This is a genomic window from Microcystis sp. M113S1 (assembly GCF_020246945.1).
Taxonomy (GTDB): Bacteria; Cyanobacteriota; Cyanobacteriia; order Cyanobacteriales; family Microcystaceae; genus Microcystis.
Genome location: NZ_JADBSA010000127.1, coordinates 1 through 20620 on the forward strand (window position 1 = coordinate 1; position 20620 = coordinate 20620).

General features: G+C 40.6%; 5 protein-coding genes. 1 reads left to right on the forward strand and 4 read right to left on the reverse strand.

What is annotated here, in order from left to right:
* Positions 1-263: 263 nt before the first annotated feature.
* Positions 264-422 carry a microviridin/marinostatin family tricyclic proteinase inhibitor gene (locus IM319_RS06480; RefSeq protein ID WP_002750786.1) on the forward strand — a complete coding sequence of 53 codons (159 nt, stop codon included), beginning with the start codon at positions 264-266 and terminating at the stop codon, positions 420-422.
* 172 nt (positions 423-594) lie between these two features.
* Here the strand turns inward: IM319_RS06480 and IM319_RS06485 are convergent, their stop codons facing one another.
* From IM319_RS06485 to IM319_RS06500, 4 genes are all read right to left on the reverse strand, one after another.
* A complete protein-coding gene (locus tag IM319_RS06485; RefSeq protein WP_286827201.1) occupies positions 595-1074 on the reverse strand; it encodes a hypothetical protein in 480 nt (159 codons plus the stop codon).
* A 277-nt stretch (positions 1075-1351) separates the two neighbouring features.
* Positions 1352-5569, reverse strand: a complete 4218-nt coding sequence (locus IM319_RS06490) for an amino acid adenylation domain-containing protein (RefSeq protein WP_287735054.1) — start codon at positions 5567-5569, stop codon at positions 1352-1354.
* 82 nt (positions 5570-5651) lie between these two features.
* Positions 5652-19781 carry a non-ribosomal peptide synthase/polyketide synthase gene (locus IM319_RS06495; RefSeq protein WP_287735055.1) on the reverse strand — a complete coding sequence of 4710 codons (14130 nt, stop codon included), beginning with the start codon at positions 19779-19781 and terminating at the stop codon, positions 5652-5654.
* Positions 19778-20620: non-ribosomal peptide synthetase (locus IM319_RS06500; RefSeq protein ID WP_287735056.1), on the reverse strand; the 843-nt coding region annotated here is incomplete at its 5' end. The genes IM319_RS06500 and IM319_RS06495, both read right to left, overlap by 4 nt.

Here is a 20620-nt window from a genome sequence, read left to right on the forward strand (position 1 = left end):
AGGCCGAATTTGAAGTCTTTTCTGAACGAAACCCCCTACTATCTGTGGTCAAGGTTCAGTTTTTAGCTTGGTTATCGCTTTTTCCATTGTAGCTTAAAGCCGTCCTAAAAGGACGGGGTTTTAACCCAAATTTTCGATAAGTGTCACCGATGGGAGTGCGGGTAAGGTGAGTATTTGACTTGAGTAAGACGGCAATATATGTTACTATCACAGGGTAATCGCAGCTATCTTGAAAAAGCTGCCACTCAAAACTAGGAATGACCATGAATTATCCTAATAGCGAACAAAGTAAAGCAATCCCCTTCTTTGCTCGTTTTTTATCGGCAGACCAAGACGAGGCTCCGACCCCCGATTCCCCCCCCGATTCTGAACCGGCTCCCGTTTGGACTTGGAAATGGCCTTCTGACTGGGAAGATAGTTAATTAATTTAAAGATTGCTTTCAGTAATTCAGACAGAAATAAACCACCGCCATAAGTCAAGCAGGAGTAAGATTTATGGCGGTTTTTTGTTGTATTTAGGGTTTGCTAAACAAGTCAATTGGCTGGTGGAGACAGCCGGGTAGAGGAGGGAGAAAGTGCTTAGTTAAGTTAAAACTACTCTTCAGCAATTTCGACTTCTTTGGGAGCAACGGGTTCTTCGGCAGTAATTTCGACTTCAATAGCCTTTTTCAGGTTAAGTTTTAGAACTTGAGAAATTGGTAAACCTTCCACCTCATTGATGAGATATTCTTGAGTTTCTGTTTCACGACGTTTGAGATAGACCGTTTTAAGCAGTGCCTCAATGCCATAACCTGTCACAATGTCGCCAATAATGGTAGAGATGCCTAAGACCCCAAGTCCACCAATTAGTCCCAGCGGACCGCCTAACCCTAAAAGTGCGTAAATTGCAGGATAGGCAGTAGTGCTGGATGCGGCAATAGCAATAATGAAAATAATGCCGGGGAGTCCCAGAGAAGCAAGTTTTTGAACAACTTCATCTAGAGAAATTCCCCAGGAGATAAGTTTTTTGTTGATTTCTGTGGGATTAATTCCCAGAAAATCCTTGGGAATGGCCGTTTCAGTAGTTTCCGTCATTGATGAGACTCCTAAAATCACTAAGTTGGATTGGTTGGTCGGGATTTCAGTCATATAAAATCCATGGTAAGGCAAAAGAATACAAATCGGCTGTCTAGCAATCAGATGCCTTGCAGCATTCTACATTAGTCTTACCGTTCACACAACTTGTAGAAAATCGTCAGTTCTTAGATTAAATCCTGTTTAAAAGATAGAGGAGATTGGGGAGAAACAATTCATAACTGGGTTTTTCAAGTTGGATTGGGAGTTAATCATAGTCTTAAAAACGGGTTTGGTATCAAATCTCAAGGCAACCTTTTAACTCTTCGGCTAAAATCTGGACATGGGGTTCTACCATAATCGAGACATGATTTCCTAGGACGAAATGAATCTCAACTGGCTCTGTAGAAAATTCACTCCAGCCTAAAGAGGAATCCTCGCAATCTCCAGCTATTAAATCTTTATTTGGATCATCAGATAATTCCTCACTGGCCCGTATAATCGTAATTTTACCGGGATAAGTCTGTTTAGGGAGATAATCAATCAGACATAAACAGCTAGTTTTATAGGCTTGGACAATTTTTTCAAGCTGCCTAGTTTCCGCATTGGGAGGAAGCATATTAGCCAGTTTAAAAAAGTTTAAGGCGTATTTTAATTGTTCCTCCACTGTTAAGAGTTGAAGAGTTTCATAGGAAATATCGATGGTTTTATCTAAATAAACTTCGATACCTTTGCTGACTTCAGCTAACCATCGCACATGATCCCAATTAATATAATCAAGCAAAATTTGTTTGTCTTTATAAGTGGGTGCTGAAGAATCAATGATTGCTAGTAATGCCACTTGTTGACCCTGATTAACCAACTGTTGAGCGATTTCAAAAGCCACATTACCACCGTAGGAATGTCCTCCCAAAAAGTAGGGTCCTTGGGGTTGTAAATCCTGCATGGCTTTAAGATAAATACTGGCTATATCCTCAATACGAGTGATTTCTCCAAACTGTTGATAGAGATCATTTTCAAAACTATAGAAAGGTTGATCTTTTCCTAAATAACGTCCTAAATGGTAAAAATAAAATGGTCGTCCCCCGGCGCCTGGAACACAGAAGAAAGGTGGCTTTGAACCCTGGGGTTGAATGGGAACCAAACAAGACTGGTTAGAGGAATCTGAATCGGTTTGGATAATGGTCGCTAACTGTTCAATAGTTGGGTTTTGAAACAGTGTGGTTACGGCAATTTCCTTGCCTAACTGTTCTTTAATTTGGGTGATTAAATAAGGAGCTAAAAGGGAATGACCACCGAGGTCAAAAAAGTTATCATGCACGCTAATTTTGTCAATCTTTAGCACTTTTGACCAGATTTGCACGAGGTTTAATTCTAACTGATTACGCGCTTCAATAAATCTGTCTGAATCACTGGTATTACTAGGAGCTTTTAATGCACGACGATCAATTTTTCCGTTAGCTGTTAAAGGCAAAAACTCCAGCAGCACAAAGGCACTCGGAACCATGTAACCGGGCAATTTATGGCTAAGAAATTGACGCAAATCGCCACTTGTTAGCTTTACTCCTAGCTTAGGCACAATATAGGCAACTAACTGTTTTTCCCCCGGATTATCTTCACGAACAATCACACAAGAAGACTGTACCATCTCATTGTGACTAAGTACCGCCTCAATTTCTCCCAATTCAATGCGGAAGCCGCGAATTTTTACTTGATTGTCAATCCGTCCTACATATTCAATATTACCATCGGGTAAATAACGCGCTAAATCTCCTGTTTTATAGAGACGAGAATCTGGGTAATTACTTAAAGGATTAGGGATAAACTTCTCTTGGGTTAATTCGGGACGGTTAAGATAACCTTTGGCTAATCCTGCACCAGCAATATGTAATTCTCCGACTACACCAATCGGGACAGGTTGGAGATAGTTATCTAAAATGTAAACCTGTGTGTTGGAGATTGGACAACCAATGGGAATTGACTTTATTGTTGCCTCTAGTTGTGTAGGAATAGGATAGCAACAGGTAAAAGTTGTACTTTCTGTTGGTCCATATCCATTAATAATTTGCGTCAATGGCAAAGTTTCCAGTGCTTTATGAACATGAGCAGCCGAAAGTGCTTCTCCACCAATTAGTAGCTGTTTAATTCCTGATAAAGCTTGGGAATTATTGTCAATAATCGTATTGAACAAAGCAGCCGTTAGCCATAAAATAGTAATGCCATGTTTGTCTATTGCATTTCTTAAACTTGTAGCGGTAGGAATATCTTCCGTAAAAATCACACATCTCGCACCATGTAATAAAGCACCCCAAATCTCAAAGGTAGAAGCGTCAAAAGCAATGGGAGCCATTTGTAAAAATCTTTGTGTTGCATCTAGATGTGCGTAATTTACGCCCAACAAAAGACGATTAACGCTACGATGAATAACCTCAACACCTTTAGGTTTACCTGTAGAACCAGAAGTATAAATGACGTAGGCTAAATTATCCGCAGAAACCGCGCTGTTAAGATTCTTCTGACTTGCTTGATTAATTTGTTGCCAATCTTTGTCTAAACAGACAACAATAGCCTGATGATTTGGCAAGGAAGTCTCTAAAGATTCACAGGTTAACAGTATCTTAACCTGGGTATCTTGGAGCATAAAGCTAATGCGTTCTTGGGGATAATCTGGGTCAATCGGAACATAAGCTCCACCGACTTTAAGAATAGCTAATAATCCCACAATCATCTCTAAAGAACGTTCTAGACAAATCCCCACTAATTCCTTAGGTTTTACTCCTAATTTTTGCAGGTAATGAGCTAATTGATTAGCTCGATTATTTAATTCTGAATAGGTTAAGGATTCATGGTCAAAGACCACTGCTATATTATTAGGAGTCCGTTCTACTTGTTCTTCAAATAACTGATGAATACATTTGTTATTGGGATAATCTGTTTGAGTTTCGTTCCACAATGATAACAATTGATAACGTTCTTCATCACTTAACATCGGTAACTCAAAAATTCCCGTTTTGGGATTATCTGCGATCGCAGTTAAGAGATTCTGAAAATGTTGCCCCATTTGCTTAATAGTGCCAGCGGCGAACAAATCCGTACTATAACACCAAACCGCCTCTAACCTATCAGCAACCTCCCAAAAATTAACCTCTAAATCAAATCGCGCTTTAAGCTCAACAGATAAAGGCAAACTCTCCATCTTTAAGCCAGATAAACTTGCCTCAGATTGGGGAGTATTTTGCAGTGAGAACATCACCTGTATCAAAGGATTGTGACTTAAATCTCGGTTTAATTGTAATTTTTCTACTAACATTTCAAAAGGCAAATCTTGATGGGCATAAGCTGATAAAGTCGTTTGCTTTACTCGTTCTAATAACTCCAGAAAACTCGGATTTCCCGACATATCACCCCTTAAAGCCAAAGTATTGGCAAAAAATCCCATTAATTTCTCAATTGCCGAACTATTACGATTAGCGATGGGAGAACCCACCAAAACATCTAATTGACCACTATAACGAGAAATTAGGACAAAAAAAGCCGCCAGTAAAGTCATAAATAGCGTTGCTCCTGACTCCTGACTCAACCGTTTGAGGCGTTGTGTTAAGTCTTTATTCAGGTGAAAAACCTGCCCATCACCCCGGAAACTAGGAATTGGGGGACGGGGATAATCCGTCGGCAATTCTAAAATAGTAGGTGCATCTTGTAACTGTTTTTGCCAGTAATTAAGTTGACGTTCCAGGACTTCACCGGTGAGCCATTGACGTTGCCATACGGCAAAATCGGCGTATTGAATCGATAATTTAGCGAGAGGGGAAGGCAACCCCTGGACAAAGGCCGCATAAAGTTGAGATAATTCATCAAAGAAGATGCTCAAAGACCAACCATCGTAAATAATATGGTGCATCTTCAACAGCAATACATACTCTTGAGAACCCAGTTTAATTAACTTAAATTGGACTAATGATTCCTTGGCTAGATTAAAGGGTTTTAAGGAGAAAGCAATCGCTATTTCTTGCAGATGTTCTGTTTGTTCATTCTTTGATAAACCTTGTAAATCTTCCAGGGGTAAACTGACGGGTGAAGGGGGAGCAATGCGCTGAATGGGTTGCCCTTCTACCATGGGAAAAGTGGTTCTTAAAATTTCGTGACGGCGAATCAGTTCACTGAGACTTTGTTCTAAAGCTAATAGATTGAGGTTTCCTTCTAACCGCAAAGCTTCCAACAGATTATAGGAATGACTATCGGGAGAAAGTTGCTGCAGAAACCAGAGTCGTTGTTGAGCAAAAGATAGGGGTAAATCCTGATCCCGTGACCCGGGAATAATCTCTAAATCAACAGTATTAGTTGGGATTTTTGCCGCCTTTAAAAAGTCCAAAATTTCAGTTTTTTGGGCAGCGATTTCTTCTTTAATTTCTGGGGTCATAACCCCTTTGGGAGCCTGAAAACGAAGTTTTTCGCCTTCCAGCCATAGTTTAATGTCTAAACCCTTTAAATAGGCTAAAAATTCTCCTACTTTCACTTACCAATTGCCTCCCAAAGTTGTTTTTAAATTAGGTCTAAATCACGAAGTTTGCTCTGAGGATGAAAAAGTCCATACTTTTTTATAATTCACCTTCCTCATAATCTTCTAAGGTTTCAGTCATAGCTGTTTGTTCCGGAGTAACGCTAAGAACTTCAATGATTTGGGCTAAATTAGCGATAGTTGGGTATTCTAACAAATTTTGTAAAGACAATTCCAACGAGAAAAGATCGCGGGAACGAGAGATAACCTGAGTTGCTAACAAGGAATGTCCTCCCAATTCAAAAAAATTATCCTTAATTCCAATACGTTCGACTCCCAAAACTTCACTCCAAATTTGAGACATTTGAGTTTCAATCGGGGTACGAGGTGCTACAAATCCCGTAGCTAAATTGCGTGTAGCTGTATCGGGTGTAGGCAAAGCCAGCCGATCTACTTTACCATTAGGAGTCAAAGGTAGGGTATTAAGCAAAACAAAAGCCTGGGGAACCATATAATTAGGTAGCTTTTGTTGGACAAATTCCCGCACCTGTGGCACCAACTTCTGGACTAATTTACCGTATAGGGGATTATTCGTATAATCAGTCCAGGATTTGGGAATAATCGTCCCATCATCCCAAAAATTGGGGTATGGTTGTTGATCAACTTTACTTATTATCGGTTCTAAGATGGCATTCTGGCGACAGAAAACTACATCGAAAGAACCATCTTGACTACCTTCCCACCAACTGAGATGAACAGTGTAACCTAACTGTTCTCCCAGTTGCCACATTTGCTCAGGATTAATCCCTATCCCGGTATTTTTTCCTAACAATTGCCGCAATTCTCCCACCGTTGTTACCCCAGGAGGATTTTCTAAACAGTCTAAAATTTGTAGCGCCTTTTGTAATCGTTGATTTGGCACATCCCTGATACCTAAATATTCTGGTTGTTCCAGTTTCAGTTTATCTTGTAGTTGCCCTAAAGAAAACCCATCTCGTTGCCAATTTAGCCAAGGAATTGTCGTTTTTTGAACATCAGTATCCAGATGTAAAGTAACATCATAGCGGAATTGGGTTAACTCATTTTGAGCCTGACCCCGTTTCGGTGCAATTTCTACCCAAGAAATTCGCGGAAAACGTTGTTTAAGAGCGATAAAGAACTGAGGTTCAATTAGCAATTCTTCTTCGGTAGCTACACTTTGATTCACCTGTTTTTGCCATTGTTCAAGGGGTTTATTAGCTTCAGCGCGAGCTAACTGTACCGCAGCGTGGTAAGGCTCTAGTAAGGGCAAACTACGGATATCACCTAAGAAAATTTGACCCTGATCCGCAATCGTCTTGACTGCTCCTGCGATAACTTGTAATAGATAATCGACACTAGGGAAATACTGAACAACAGAGTTAATTACTACTCGATCAAAAGTAGCTTGGGGAATACCGGTAAAATCATCGGCTGTTCGGTGTAATAATTTTACTTTGCCCTCTAAACCCTCAATTGTGCTACATAAATGTTCTAGGTTATTAATGGTAGCAGAGGAATAATCGGCTCCCCAATATTCCTGACAATGTTTCGCCACACGGAATAGCAATAATCCACTTCCGCAACCAATTTCTAATACTCGTTGCGGTGGTTGATTTCCTAAAATTCGGCTCACCGTCTGCTCAACCCATTCCCGCATTTCTGCTGCAGGAATAGCTTGTCCAGTATAACTACTATTCCAACCACTAATATTAAAAGTGGGGTCCTCGGTTTGAGGTTGGGGTTTACTGTAGGATTCTTCGTAAATTTTTTGCCAATCACTAACATATTCACTCTGCCATTGAGCAAGCTGTTCAGGCAATACTTGATCCTTGAGAGCCGGAACTAAGTAGGCTACTAAATTAGTATTAAGCTGGTCATGATCATGATCACTTGTCTGATCAGCGCGAGCTATCACAACCGCTTCTTGTACTAGGGGATGTTGGCTCAAAACTGCTTCAATTTCCCCTAATTCGAGACGGAAACCCCTTACTTTAACCTGATTGTCAATTCGTCCCAGATATTCAATTCTTCCATCAGGTAAATAACGAGCTAAATCTCCTGTTTTGTATAATTTTGACCATTGATTGCCCCCCTTATTAAGGGGGGTTGGGGGGATCAGATCCTGCTCCTCAAAAGGACTAGGAATAAATTTCTCTTGTGTCAATTCTGGACGATTCAAATAACCTCTGGCTACCCCTGCTCCTCCGATGTGTAATTCCCCGGGTACACCAATAGGAACCGGTTGTAAATGAGAATCTAAAATATAAACTTGGACATAAGGAATTGGCCGACCAATAGTTATTTTTTCATCAACCGGCGCACATTTAGCTATCGTTGCACAAACACTTCCCTCCGTTGGTCCATAACCATTAAAGAAATTTCGTCCTTGTGACCATTTTTTCACCAATTCAGGAGAACAGGCTTCCCCGGCAACAATAATAGTTTGCAGAGAGGAAAGATTGTCCCACGGTAGCACTGCTAAAGCTGATGGCGGTAGAGTAATATGAGTAATCTTATTATCTCGTAATTGCTTGATTAAGGGTAGGCCGGGCATTAAATTGTCTTTACTTGCCAAATAAAGTGCAGCGCCTGCTCCCAAAGCCATCAAAACTTCTGAAATACAGGCATCAAAACTAAAAGAAGCAAATTGAAGCACTCGACTCTGAGAAGACACAGCAAAAGTATCAATTTGTGCTAGAGCAAGGTTACACAAACCCTGATGTTCAACCATCACCCCTTTAGGTTTACCCGTAGAACCAGAAGTATAAATCACATTAGCTAAATTAGAAGCTGTCACTTTCCCTGTCAAATTATCCCGGTTCATTGGTTTAATTTCTTCCCAAGTTTCAGCTAAAAATACAGTTTTAGCTTGATGATTAGGGAGTTTATCAATCAGTGAATGTTGGGTTAGCAGTAAGGGTACTTGACTATCCTCTAACATAAATTGTAAGCGTTGTTGAGGATATTCCGGGTCAAGGGGTAGATAGGCCCCACCTGCTTTAAGGATGCCAAATAATGCCACAATCATGTCTAAAGAGCGCTCTACACATAAACCGACTATTACCTCGGTTTCTACACCTAAAGAGCGTAAATAGTGAGCTAGTTGATTGGCCCGACTATTTAATTCTGCATAAGTCAACTGTTGACTTTCAAAAACTACTGCTACTGCATCAGGGGTACGCGCTGCTTGTTCCTCGAGCAATTGATGAATACACTTGTTATAGGAGTAATCAGCTTTTGTCTCATTCCACCCTTCTAATAGTTGATAATTTTCCTCTGGAGTTAATAAGGGAAGCAAGGCCACTGATTGCTGGGTATTTTCCACAATTGCCGCTAATAAATTCTTAAAATGATTCATCATACTGACAATAGTTTCAGCAGCAAATAAATCCCTGTTATAAGAGCAAAAACCGCCCAATCCTTCCGGTGCATCCCACAGGTAAACTTCTAGGTCAACCCTGACTGAATCAAGTCCCGATGGTATCTCCTCAATGTTTAGTCCGGGTAAATCCCAGGGAGAACTAGGAGCATTCTGAAGGGCAAAAACTATCTGCGTTAAAGGATTACGATCTAAATGACGCTCAATTTGTAATTTTTCGACTAACATCTCGAAGGGTAAATCTTGATGGTCGTAAGCGTCTTGAGTCGTTTGTCTGACTTGTGCGAGAAAATCCTCAAAGGTCGGGTCTTGAGATAAATCAAATCTTAACACTAAAGTATTGACAAAAAAGCCGATTAACCCTTCAATTTCGGTGCGGTTACGATTAGCAATTGGTGAACCAATTACCACATCTGTTTGTTGACTATAACGAGATAGTAACACAGCAAAACCCGCTAGTAATGTCATAAAGAGAGTGCTACCGGACTCTTGACTGAGTTTTTTCAATTGTTGCGTTAGTTGACTATCTAGTTGCAGTCGCTCCGTCCCACCGCGAAAACTTTGGATTGCTGGCCGGGGACGGTCTGTGGGAAGTTGGTGTAGTAGGGGAACCCCAGTTAATTGTTGCTTCCAGTAGCTTAATTGACGGTCTAATACTTCATTGGTTAACCATTGACGCTGCCACACGGCAAAGTCAGCATACTGTATTGATAAATCAGGTAAATCTGCTTTTGTCCCGGTGCAGAAACTTCGATAATAGGCTGATAATTCGTCGATTAAAACACCTACTGACCAACCATCGGCTGCGATATGATGAATGGCTAATAATAGGACATATTCATCTGTCTTTACTTGCCATAATTTGACTCGTAATACTGAACCATTAGCTAAATCAAAGGGTTCGGAGGCCGCTTCTATCAACAGTTGCTCTACTTGCAGAGGCTGGCTTTGTACTACGGGTAAGGTAAAGTTGACATTGGAGGCGATCGCTTGTATTGGTTGATTATCTTTGAGTTTAAACTGAGTCCGTAGGGGTTCATGGCGTTGAATAATTGCTTGGAAAGCTTTTTCTAAGGCTTTAATATTGAGATTTCCGCGCAAACGCATCGTTAAATCAATAGTATAAGCACCACTTTCTCCTTCTAATTGATTCACAAACCAGAGACGTTCTTGCGCCCAGGATAAGGGAATATCATCCTCTCGATTAACGGGTACAATTGATGGTAGCTTTAACCCTAAACCTGTTTGCAGTTCTTTTAAAATTACCGCACTTAACTGAGCAATGGTTGGGGATTCAAACAGATAACGTAGGGGTAAAGCAATTTCAAAAGCTTCCTGACACCGAGAGATAACCTGGGTAGCTAAGAGGGAATGTCCCCCTAATTCAAAGAAATTATCCTCAATACTGACTCGTTCTAATTTCAGTACCTCAGCCCAAATCTGCGCTATTTTTTCTTCAATGGGATTACGGGGAGCTATATATTCACCTTGGCTCTGTAAATCGGGTGCAGGTAAGGTGCAGCGGTCGATTTTGCCATTGGGAGTTAAGGGGAAAGTATCAAGAAAAACAAAAGCCGTTGGGACCATATAATCAGGTAATTTTGCTCGCAAAAATTGCCGTATTTCGTTAATTGTCAGGTTGATTTCGGGTTGCGGTACAACGTAAGCAACTAAGCGTTTATCCCCTAGATTATCTTCACGGACAATCACACAAGAAGACTGTACCGCCTGATTTTGGTTGAGTAAGGCTTCGATTTCTCCTAATTCAATACGGAAACCCCGAATCTTAACTTGATTGTCAATGCGTCCTAAATATTCTAACTCTCCCTTAGGTAAATAACGCGCTAAATCTCCCGTTTTATACAATTTGTTGGAATTTTCAAAAGGACTAGGAATAAACCTTTCTGTTGTTAATTCAGGACGATTGAGATAACCTTTTGTTACTCCTGCACCCCCCACATACATCTCCCCGGGTACACCAACCGGTACAAGTTGTAAATATTGGTCTAGTAAATATACCTGTAAGTCGGGAATGGGACAACCAATCACACTAGCTGTACTATCCAAGTCGGTCATACTTAATGGTCGATAGGTGACATGAACGGTAGTTTCCGTAATTCCGTACATATTAACTAATTGGGGGCATTGGTCACCATGTCGGTTAAACCAAGGCTGTAAACTGTTAATTTCTAAAGCTTCTCCTCCAAAAATAACTAAACGTAAGCTTAAATCGTTATCTGTTGTCGATGAACGATCCCCCCTAACCCCCCTTGATAAGGGGGGAAAACTTCCTTTTAAGGATTCTTCAACTTGAATTAACTGACGGAAAGCGGTAGGAGTTTGATTGAGAATTGTGACTTTTTCTTGACATAATAGCTGATAAAATGCTTCGGGAGAACGCGTCACTAAGTAGGGGACAACTACTAAGCATCCACCATATAACAAAGCTCCCCACATTTCCCACACCGAAAAGTCAAAAGCGTAGGAATGAAATAGAGTCCAGACATCTTGACTATTGAAATTATACCAAGCGTCTGTAGCGGCAAATAATCGCACTACGTTAGAGTGATTGACTAACACCCCTTTCGGTTTACCTGTGGAACCGGAAGTGTAGATAACATAAGCTAAGTTATCTGGGGTGACGGTGTTTTCTGGATTTGACTGGCTGTTTTCGGCAATTTTTTCCCAGTCGGTATCTAAGCAAATAATCGAAGCTTGATGTTGAGGGAGATTTTCTCCTAACTTTTGTTGCGTTAACAGCAATGATAATTGAGCATCTTCTAACATGAAGCTTAACCGTTCACTGGGATATTCCGGGTCAAGTGGTAAATAAGCACCACCGGCTTTTAAAATACCTAATAATCCCACAATCATCTCTAAGGAACGCTCAAGGCAAATGCCGACTAAAGTATCAGGTTTTACCCCCAAAGATTGTAAATAATGTGCTAATTGATTAGCTCGCCGATTTAACTCATTATAGGTTAATTGTTGCTGGGAACAGACCACCGCTACCGCGTCGGGTGTGCGTTTTACCTGTTCCTCAAATAATTGATGAATACACTTATACTCAGGATAGTCAACTTGAGTATTATTCCACTCAATTAATAACTGATTAGTTTCACTTTCTGTCAATAAGGGTAATTGGGAAATCCGCTCTTGAGGATTGGCTACAATCCCCTCTAATAAGTTAATAAAATGCCATGATAGTCGTTCAATAGTGCTACTGTCAAACAAATCAGTATTATATTCCCAGACACCTTTTAAGCCATCATCGGTGTTAACCATTGCTAAGGTTAAATCAAACTTAGCTGTGGTATTTTCCGGTGGCAAATCTGTCACCGTTAATCCCGTCATTGCAATCTCAGACTTGGGTGTATTTTGCAGGACAAAAGCGACTTGAAATAGGGGAGTATGGCTCAAATCCCGTTCCGGTTGCAACGCTTCGACTAACATTTCAAAGGGTAAGTCTTGATGCGCGTAAGCATCCATGGTCACTTCCCGAACACGGGTTAATAACTGACTAAAACTCGGATTATCTGATAAATCCGTCCGCATCACTAAAGTATTCACAAAAAAGCCGATTAAACCCTCAATTTCGCTGCGATTACGGTTAGCAATGGGAGTTCCTACCAAAATATCACCGGAACCTGTATAACGATACAGTAAAGCATCAAAAGCAGCCAACAGCGTCATAAATAATGTCACCCCTTGTTGGTGACTCAATTCAGTCAAAGCTTGGCTAAGTTTGGGGGAAAGGGAAAATTCTTGCTGAGTACCGACAAAGCTTTGCACCGCAGGTCGAGGATGGTCTGTGGGAAGAGATAATAAAGGGGGTGCAGCTGTTAGTTGATTTTGCCAGTAATTTAATTGACTTTGTAGGACATCCCCTTGTAACCATTGTTTTTGCCAAACTGCAAAATCTGCATACTGAATCGGTAAGGGAGCTAAATTTGCGGGTTGATTTTGAGTGTAAGCATTGTATAAGCTGGTCAATTCGTGAATCAACACTTCGATTGACCAACCATCACTAATAATGTGGTGCATACACACTAACAAGAGATGTTCCGTCTCAGATAGCACCACTAAAGTGATTCTGATTAAGGATTCTTTGGCTAAATCAAAGGGTTGAGTCGCTTGTTTTTGCTTTAATTGCTGTGTTTTTTCTGCTTGTTCATGGATGGGTAAATCTTGTAAATCAACGACCGATATTGTCTCCCTTGTTGTTTGAATAACCTGAGTCGGTTGTCCACCAATCGTGACAAAATTAGTCCGTAATACTTCATGGCGATCGCAAATTTCTTGTAAACTTTGTTCTAAGGCCTTTTGATTGAGGTTGCCTCGGAAATGCAACACCATCGGTATATTATATAAAGCGCTATTTGGTTGCAATTGATCTAAAAACCATAAACGCTGTTGAGCAAAAGATAGAGGTAGTTCTGTATCCTTAGTTCTCGGTAAAATGGGGGGTAATGTTAGAGTGAGATTTTGCTGCTGTAATTGTCCAATAAGATGCGCTAATTCGGCTACCGTAGCTGCACCAAATAAACTCCGCAAAGGTAGTTCTATTTTAAATAAACTCCGAATCCGCGAGACTAATTGAGTTGCGAGGAGAGAATGGCCGCCAATTTCAAAGAAATTATCATAAATTCCCACTTGCTCTACTTTGAGTATTTCTGTCCAAATTTGCACCAACATCTCTTCAATTCCATTGCGTGGTGCTACATATTGATCCCGGCGATTCCCTATTTTATCTGGTGCGGGTAAAGCGCGACGATCTACCTTACGATTAGTAGTAAGGGGTAAAGATTCCAGAAAAACAAAAGCTTGAGGAACCATATATAGAGGCAATTTACTGGACAGAAACTGACGCAGTTCACTAATCATCGGTATCCGTTCGTAATGAGCTACTATGTAGGCGACTAAATATTTATCCCCCGGAGTATCTTCGCGAATAATCACACAAGATGTTTGTACATCAATATTTTGGTTAAGTACCGCTTCAATTTCTCCTAACTCAATACGGAATCCGCGAATTTTAACCTGATTGTCAATCCGGCCAAAACATTCAATATTACCATCGGGTAAATAACGCGCTAAATCTCCCGTTTTATACAACCGATTGAAAGCTGCATTAGCAAAGGGATTGTTAATAAATTTTTCAGCAGTTAATTCGGGACGATTCAGATAACCCCGCGCTAAACGAACACCGCATAAATGCAATTCTCCCTTAACTCCAATGGGTACAGGTTGCAGATTTTGATCCAGAACATAGGCTTTTGTGTTAGCAATGGGACGACCAATCAGCACCGAATTGATTTTCTCTGACTGATAATCTAGCAAGTCATGAACTATGGCGGTTACAGACGCTTCTGTGGGTCCATAGACGTTGATACATTGAACCCGTTTCCCGACCATTTGTCGCCAAATATTGACGGTTTCTGGTAACACTGCATCCCCTCCCACAGCGACAACCCGCAGACTGGATGGTACAGTAGCTAATGATTGGGAAACGGCGAGCGCCCATTCATGCCAATAGGCGGGGGTAATATTTAAAACGGTGAGACTTTCTTGTTCGATAAAATCGGCAAAATCAGTCAAAGTTGCAAACATTTGCCCTGGTCTTAAGACCACTGTGCCACCTTTTAACCAGGTTGGAAAAATTTCTTCCGCAGCGACATCAAAACCAAAGGAAGCAAACTGTAAAACGCGATCAGATTCTGTTAAACCGAATACTTCACTAATGCCCCAACTATGGTTAACTAAGGCTTCGTGGGTTAACATTACCCCTTTCGGTTTACCCGTTGAACCAGATGTATATAATAGGCATAGTAGATTTTCTGCTGCTACTTCACTGAAGGGATTTTCTGGACTTTGAACTGTCAATATCTCGGATAATTTATCTAAGACAATTACCCCCACATCTTCTACTGGCAAAGAATCGAGTAAACTTTCTTGAGTTAGCAGTAGAGAAATTTGGGCATCTTCTGCCATGTAGGTTAACCGTTGCTGGGGATAATCGGGATCTAAAGGGACATAAGCTCCCCCAGCTTTGAGAACGGCTAATAATCCGACAATTACCAACAGCGATCGCTCTAGATAAATGCCAACTAAAACTTCTGAACTTACTCCCAAAGATTGTAAATAATGGGCTAGTTGATTGGCTTGAATATTTAACTGTTGATAGGTTAATTCTTGACCTTCAAATACCACTGCTACGGCATTCGGTGTTCGTTCTGCTTGTTCTTCAAATAAATGATGAACACATTGATGGAAAGGATAATCTTTTTCCGTCGCATTCCAATCTTTTAATAATTGTTGTGACTCTACCTCTGTTAACAAGGGTAGTTGGGAAATTTGCTGTTGAGGGTTAGCAACAATTGCTTCTAGCAATGTCACAAAATTCCCCGCCAATCGTTCAATGGTGCTACGCTCAAATAGGTCTGTATTATACTCCCATACACCCCTTAATCCTCTATCAGTATTTTCCATTGCCAAGGTTAAATCAAACTTAGCCGTTGCATTTTCTGTTAACAAGGGACTGGCAGTTAATCCTATTAATTCTAACTGGGATAGGGGTTCATTTTGCAGTAAAAAGTCCACTTGAAAGAGGGGAGCATGGCTTAAATCTCGTTCTGGTTGTAAGACTTCTACTAACATCTCAAAAGGCAAATCTTGATGAGTGTAAGCATCCATTGCCATTTCTCGAACGCGAATTAATAACTCATTAAAACTAGGATTGCCTGACAAATCAGTTCGTAAAACTAAAGTATTGACAAAAAAGCCGATTAATCCTGCCAATTCACTGCGATTACGGTTAGCAATAGGAGTTCCAATTAAGATGTCTTCCTGTTCCGTATAACGGTAAAGCAAGACATCAAAAGCTGTTAACAGGGTCATAAATAAGGTGACACCCTGTTCTTGAGTCAGTTGGGTGAGTTTTTGACTTAATTCCCAGGAAAGGGTAAAGGGAAGATGGGCACCAGCAAAACTCTGTACAGCTGGTCGAGGTCGGTCTGTGGGAAGGGATAATAACGCGGGAGCATCTGCTAACTGTTTTTGCCAGTAATCTAATTGACGTTGCAGAATATCTCCCTGTAACCACTGTTTTTGCCAAAGAGTGTAATCACCGTACTGAATCGGTAACGGACTTAAAGATGAGGGCTGATTTTGAATGTACGCGTTATAGAGGTCGGTTAATTCCTGAAGAAATACCCCCATTGACCAGCCATCACTGACAATGTGGTGCATACAGACTAACAAGATGTGTTCCGTTTCAGATAACACGACTAAAGTGGTTCTGATTAAGGGTTCACTTGCTAAGTCAAACGGTTGAATCGCTTGGTTTTGTGCTAACTCTTGGGAGACAATTACTTTTTCACTGCTAGATAAATGCTGTAAATCAACTACCGTAACTGTCCAGGTTCGCGTTTGTATAACCTGGGTAGGGATACCATCAACGCTAATGAAGTTAGTCCTTAAGGCTTCATGGCGATCACAAATTTCTTCTAAACTCTGGATTAAGATTTGTGAGTTTAAAGTTCCCTCTAAACGCAAGGCTAGGGGGATATTATAAAAAGAACTATTGGACTCAAATTGATCTAAAAACCAAAGACGAGTCTGAGCAAAAGATAAGGGTAATTCTGCTGTTTTGTCCCTAGGTAAAATCGGCAGTTCAGTGAGTTGTTCTCGTTCCGAAATCCGTTTTATTTCCTGTGCTAATTCGGCGATTGTCGGTGCAACAAATAACTCCCGTAAGGGCATTTCTACCTGAAAAGCCTCACGGATGCGCGAAATTAGTTGAGTTGCTAATAATGAATGTCCGCCTAACTCAAAGAAGTTGTCGTGAATCCCCACCTGTGCAACTTTTAGGACTTTTACCCAAATCGAGGATAATATCTCCTCAATCGGGTTACGCGGCGCAACGTATTGTTCTTCGCTTTGGAATTCGGGAGCAGGTAAGGCACGACGATCAATCTTACCGTTAGGCGTTAAGGGTAGGGATTCCAAAATGACAAAGGCACTAGGAATCATATACTCTGGTAACTTAGCTTTCAGAAACTGCCGCAATTCATTAACAGTAAGCAAACTTTGCTCTTGTTGGGCAGAAATCCCCTCTGCTTGGGGGACAATGTAGGCAACTAAACGTTTCTGATTTGTCTCATCTTCGCGGGCAATAACAATAGCTGTCTTGACTGCGCTGTGCTGACTGAGAATGGTTTCAATTTCTCCTAATTCAATGCGGAAACCCCGAATTTTTACTTGATTATCAATCCGTCCTAAATATTCGAGATTACCGTCAGGTAAATAACGTGCTAAGTCTCCCGTTTTATAGAGACGAGAATCTGGGGAATTACTAAAAGGATTAGGAATAAATTTTTCTTGTGTTAATTCGGGACGGTTAAGATAACCTCTTGCTAATCCTGCTCCACTGATGTGTATTTCCCCTGGAATACCTACAGGTACTGGTTGAAGATTGGAGTCTAAAATGTAGATTTGTGTGTTAAATATTGGGCGACCAATGGAAATTTTTTGATCATCAGGACTACATTTAGCGATTGTAGCACAAACGCTAGTTTCTGTTGGCCCATAAGCATTAAAGAAGTTTCTATCAGCAGACCATTGTTTAATTAGTTCCTCTGAACAAGCTTCTCCAGCGACAATTATTGTTTGTAACTTCGGCAATTCTGACTCAGGTAAAACTGTCAGTGCTGATGGTGGTAAGGTAATATGAGTAATCCCACAATCCTGTAATTTTTCAATTAACGGTGTCCCCGGCATCAAAGACTCTTTTGTTCCTAAATAAAGTGTTGCTCCTGCTCCCATAGCCATCAAAATTTCCGAGATACAAGCATCAAAACTGAAGGAGGCAAATTGGAGAACACGACTATCAGAATGCAGTCCAAAAGTTTGAATTTGAGATTGCGCTAGATTACATAGCCCTTTATGTTCTACCATCACCCCTTTAGGTTTTCCTGTTGTGCCGGAAGTGTAAATTACATTGGCTAAATTAAAGGGAGTTAAGGGATTACTCAGGTTATCCGGGCTGTTTTGCTCAATTTCTTGCCAGATTTTTTCTAAAATCAATAGGTTAGCCTCATACCTGGGAAGTTGCTCCACCAGATGCTCTTGAGTTAGCAAGACTTTTACCTGAGAATCTTCTAACATAAAACTAAAGCGTTCTTGAGGATATTCTGGGTCAAGAGGGACATAAGCACCACCCGCTTTTAATATCCCCAATAATCCTACAATCATCTCTAAAGAACGTTCTACACAAATCCCCACTAATTCATCAGGTTTAACACCTAAAGATTGCAAATAATACGCTAACTGATTAGCTCGACAATTTAACTCATTATAGGTTAATTCTTGCTCTTCAAATACCACCGCTACAGCATTAGGAGTTCGTTCAACTTGTTCCTCAAATAACTGATGAATACACTTATCAACTGGATAATCTACCTCAGTATTATGACCGTCAATCAATAACTGTTGTTGTTCAGATTTAGTTAACAAAGGTAATTGAGAAATCCGCTCACTCGGATTAGCAATAATTCCCTCAATTAGAGCCAGAAAATGACCGTTCATTCTCTCAATAGTCTCACCATTAAATAGGTCAGTATTATATTCCCAATGTGCAGTCAATCCAGCTTCTTTTACCTGTATAAACAAACTTAGATCAAACTTAGCCTTTTTAAATTCCAAAGGCTGAGGGGTGGCTTTTATTCCCTCTAAATCCATTTCATTTAGAACTTCATTATCTAGTCCAAACATCACCTGAAATAAAGGAGTATAACTCATATTTCTTTCAGGTTGTAATGCTTCTACTAACATTTCAAAGGGTAAATCTTGATGGTCGTAAGCATCTGTTGCCGTCTTTCGTACCTGTTTTAATGCCTCGCTAAAACTGGGATTTCCTGCTAAATCTGTTCTTAAGACTAGGGTGTTGACAAAAAAGCCGATTAACCCAGCTAATTCGCTACGAGTACGGTTAGCGATGGGAGTACCGACTAAAATATCTTCTTGTCCCGTATAACGATAGAGTAGAACCTTAAATGCGGTCAAGAGGGTCATAAATAAGGTGACACCTTTTTCACGACTCAGCTTATTTAAGTCTTGACTGAGTTCTGGGGAAAGAATACCATTTATCTGATCTCCCTCAAAACGTTGTTCCGGAGGCCTTGGACGATCTGTCGGTAGATGTAATAAGGCGGGTGCTGCTGCTAACTGTTTTTGCCAGTAATTTAACTGATTTTGTCGGATTTCTCCCTGTAAATACTCCCTCTGCCAAATTGCAAAGTCGGCATACTGGATCGGTAACTCTGGTAAAAGAGGCTCTAAACCTTTAGTATAGGCATTATAAAGGGTTGTCAATTCCTCAATAAATACCCCCATTGACCAACCATCAGAGACAATATGGTGCAGACAAATCAGCAAGAAATATTCTGTGTCTGATAACTTGAGTAGGGTGGCTCTAATTAGGTAGTCATTGGCTAAATCAAAGGGTTGATGGCTGTGAATTTCTAGCCATTTTTTTATTTCCTGATCTTCTCGATATTTTGGGCTGTCTTTCCCATTGACAAGCGTTAATTGCCAATTACTTTCTGGTTTAATTACTTGTACAGGATTTCCCTCAACCGTGGCGAAATTTGTGCGGAGGGACTCATGGCGCTGAATAATTTTTTGTAAACTTTTTTCGAGTATATCTGCCTGAAGATCCCCCGCTAAATGCAAGGCAAGAGGAACGTTATAGAAAGAACTGTTGGGTTCTAATTGATCTAGGAACCATAAACGCTGTTGGGCATAGGATAGGGGTAATTCTTCAAAATTCATTTTCTTTTTCTTGGTAAAATAGTTGGAACGATGTTATCAGATTTTTCCTGTTTTAACTGTTCAATCCCTTGGGCTAATTCAGCTAGGGTTGCTGTGTTGAATAACTGACGTAGGGGAAGCTCAATTTTCAGGCGATCGCGGATCTGTGCTACTAATTTAGTGGCTAGTAGGGAATGTCCTCCCAGTTCAAAGAAGTTATCATTGATGCCCACTTTCTCTACTTTTAGAATTTCTGACCAAACATTTACTAATATATCCTCAATCGGGTTACGCGGCGCAACATATTTTTCTGATGGTTCGCTACTAGATTCTGATGGGGGTAAAGCACGACGGTCTATTTTACCATTAGCAGTAAGGGGTAAGGCATCTAAAATAACGAAAGCATTAGGAACCATGTAACTGGGTAATTTAGCTTTCAGAAATTGCCGTATTTCGTTAATGGTAATCGTTTTTTCCGATTGTGGCACAATGTATGCCACAAGACGTTTATCTCCTGTTGTATCATCCCTCACTATTACTACTGTTTCCCAAATCTGGGGATGAGATGCTAATAATGCTTCGATTTCCCCCAACTCAATCCGAAAACCCCGAATCTTAACTTGATTGTCAATGCGTCCTAAATATTCTAATTCTCCCTTAGGTAAATAACGCGCTAAATCTCCTGTTTTATATAATTTTGCTCCTCCTTGAGTTCCCCCCTTATTAAGGGGGGTTGGGGGGATCACTTCATCCTTCTCAAAAGAATTAGGGATAAATTTCTCTTGAGTTAATTCGGGACGATTAAAATAACCCCTAGCTAACCCGACACCGCCAATATGTAATTCTCCGGCTACCCCCAC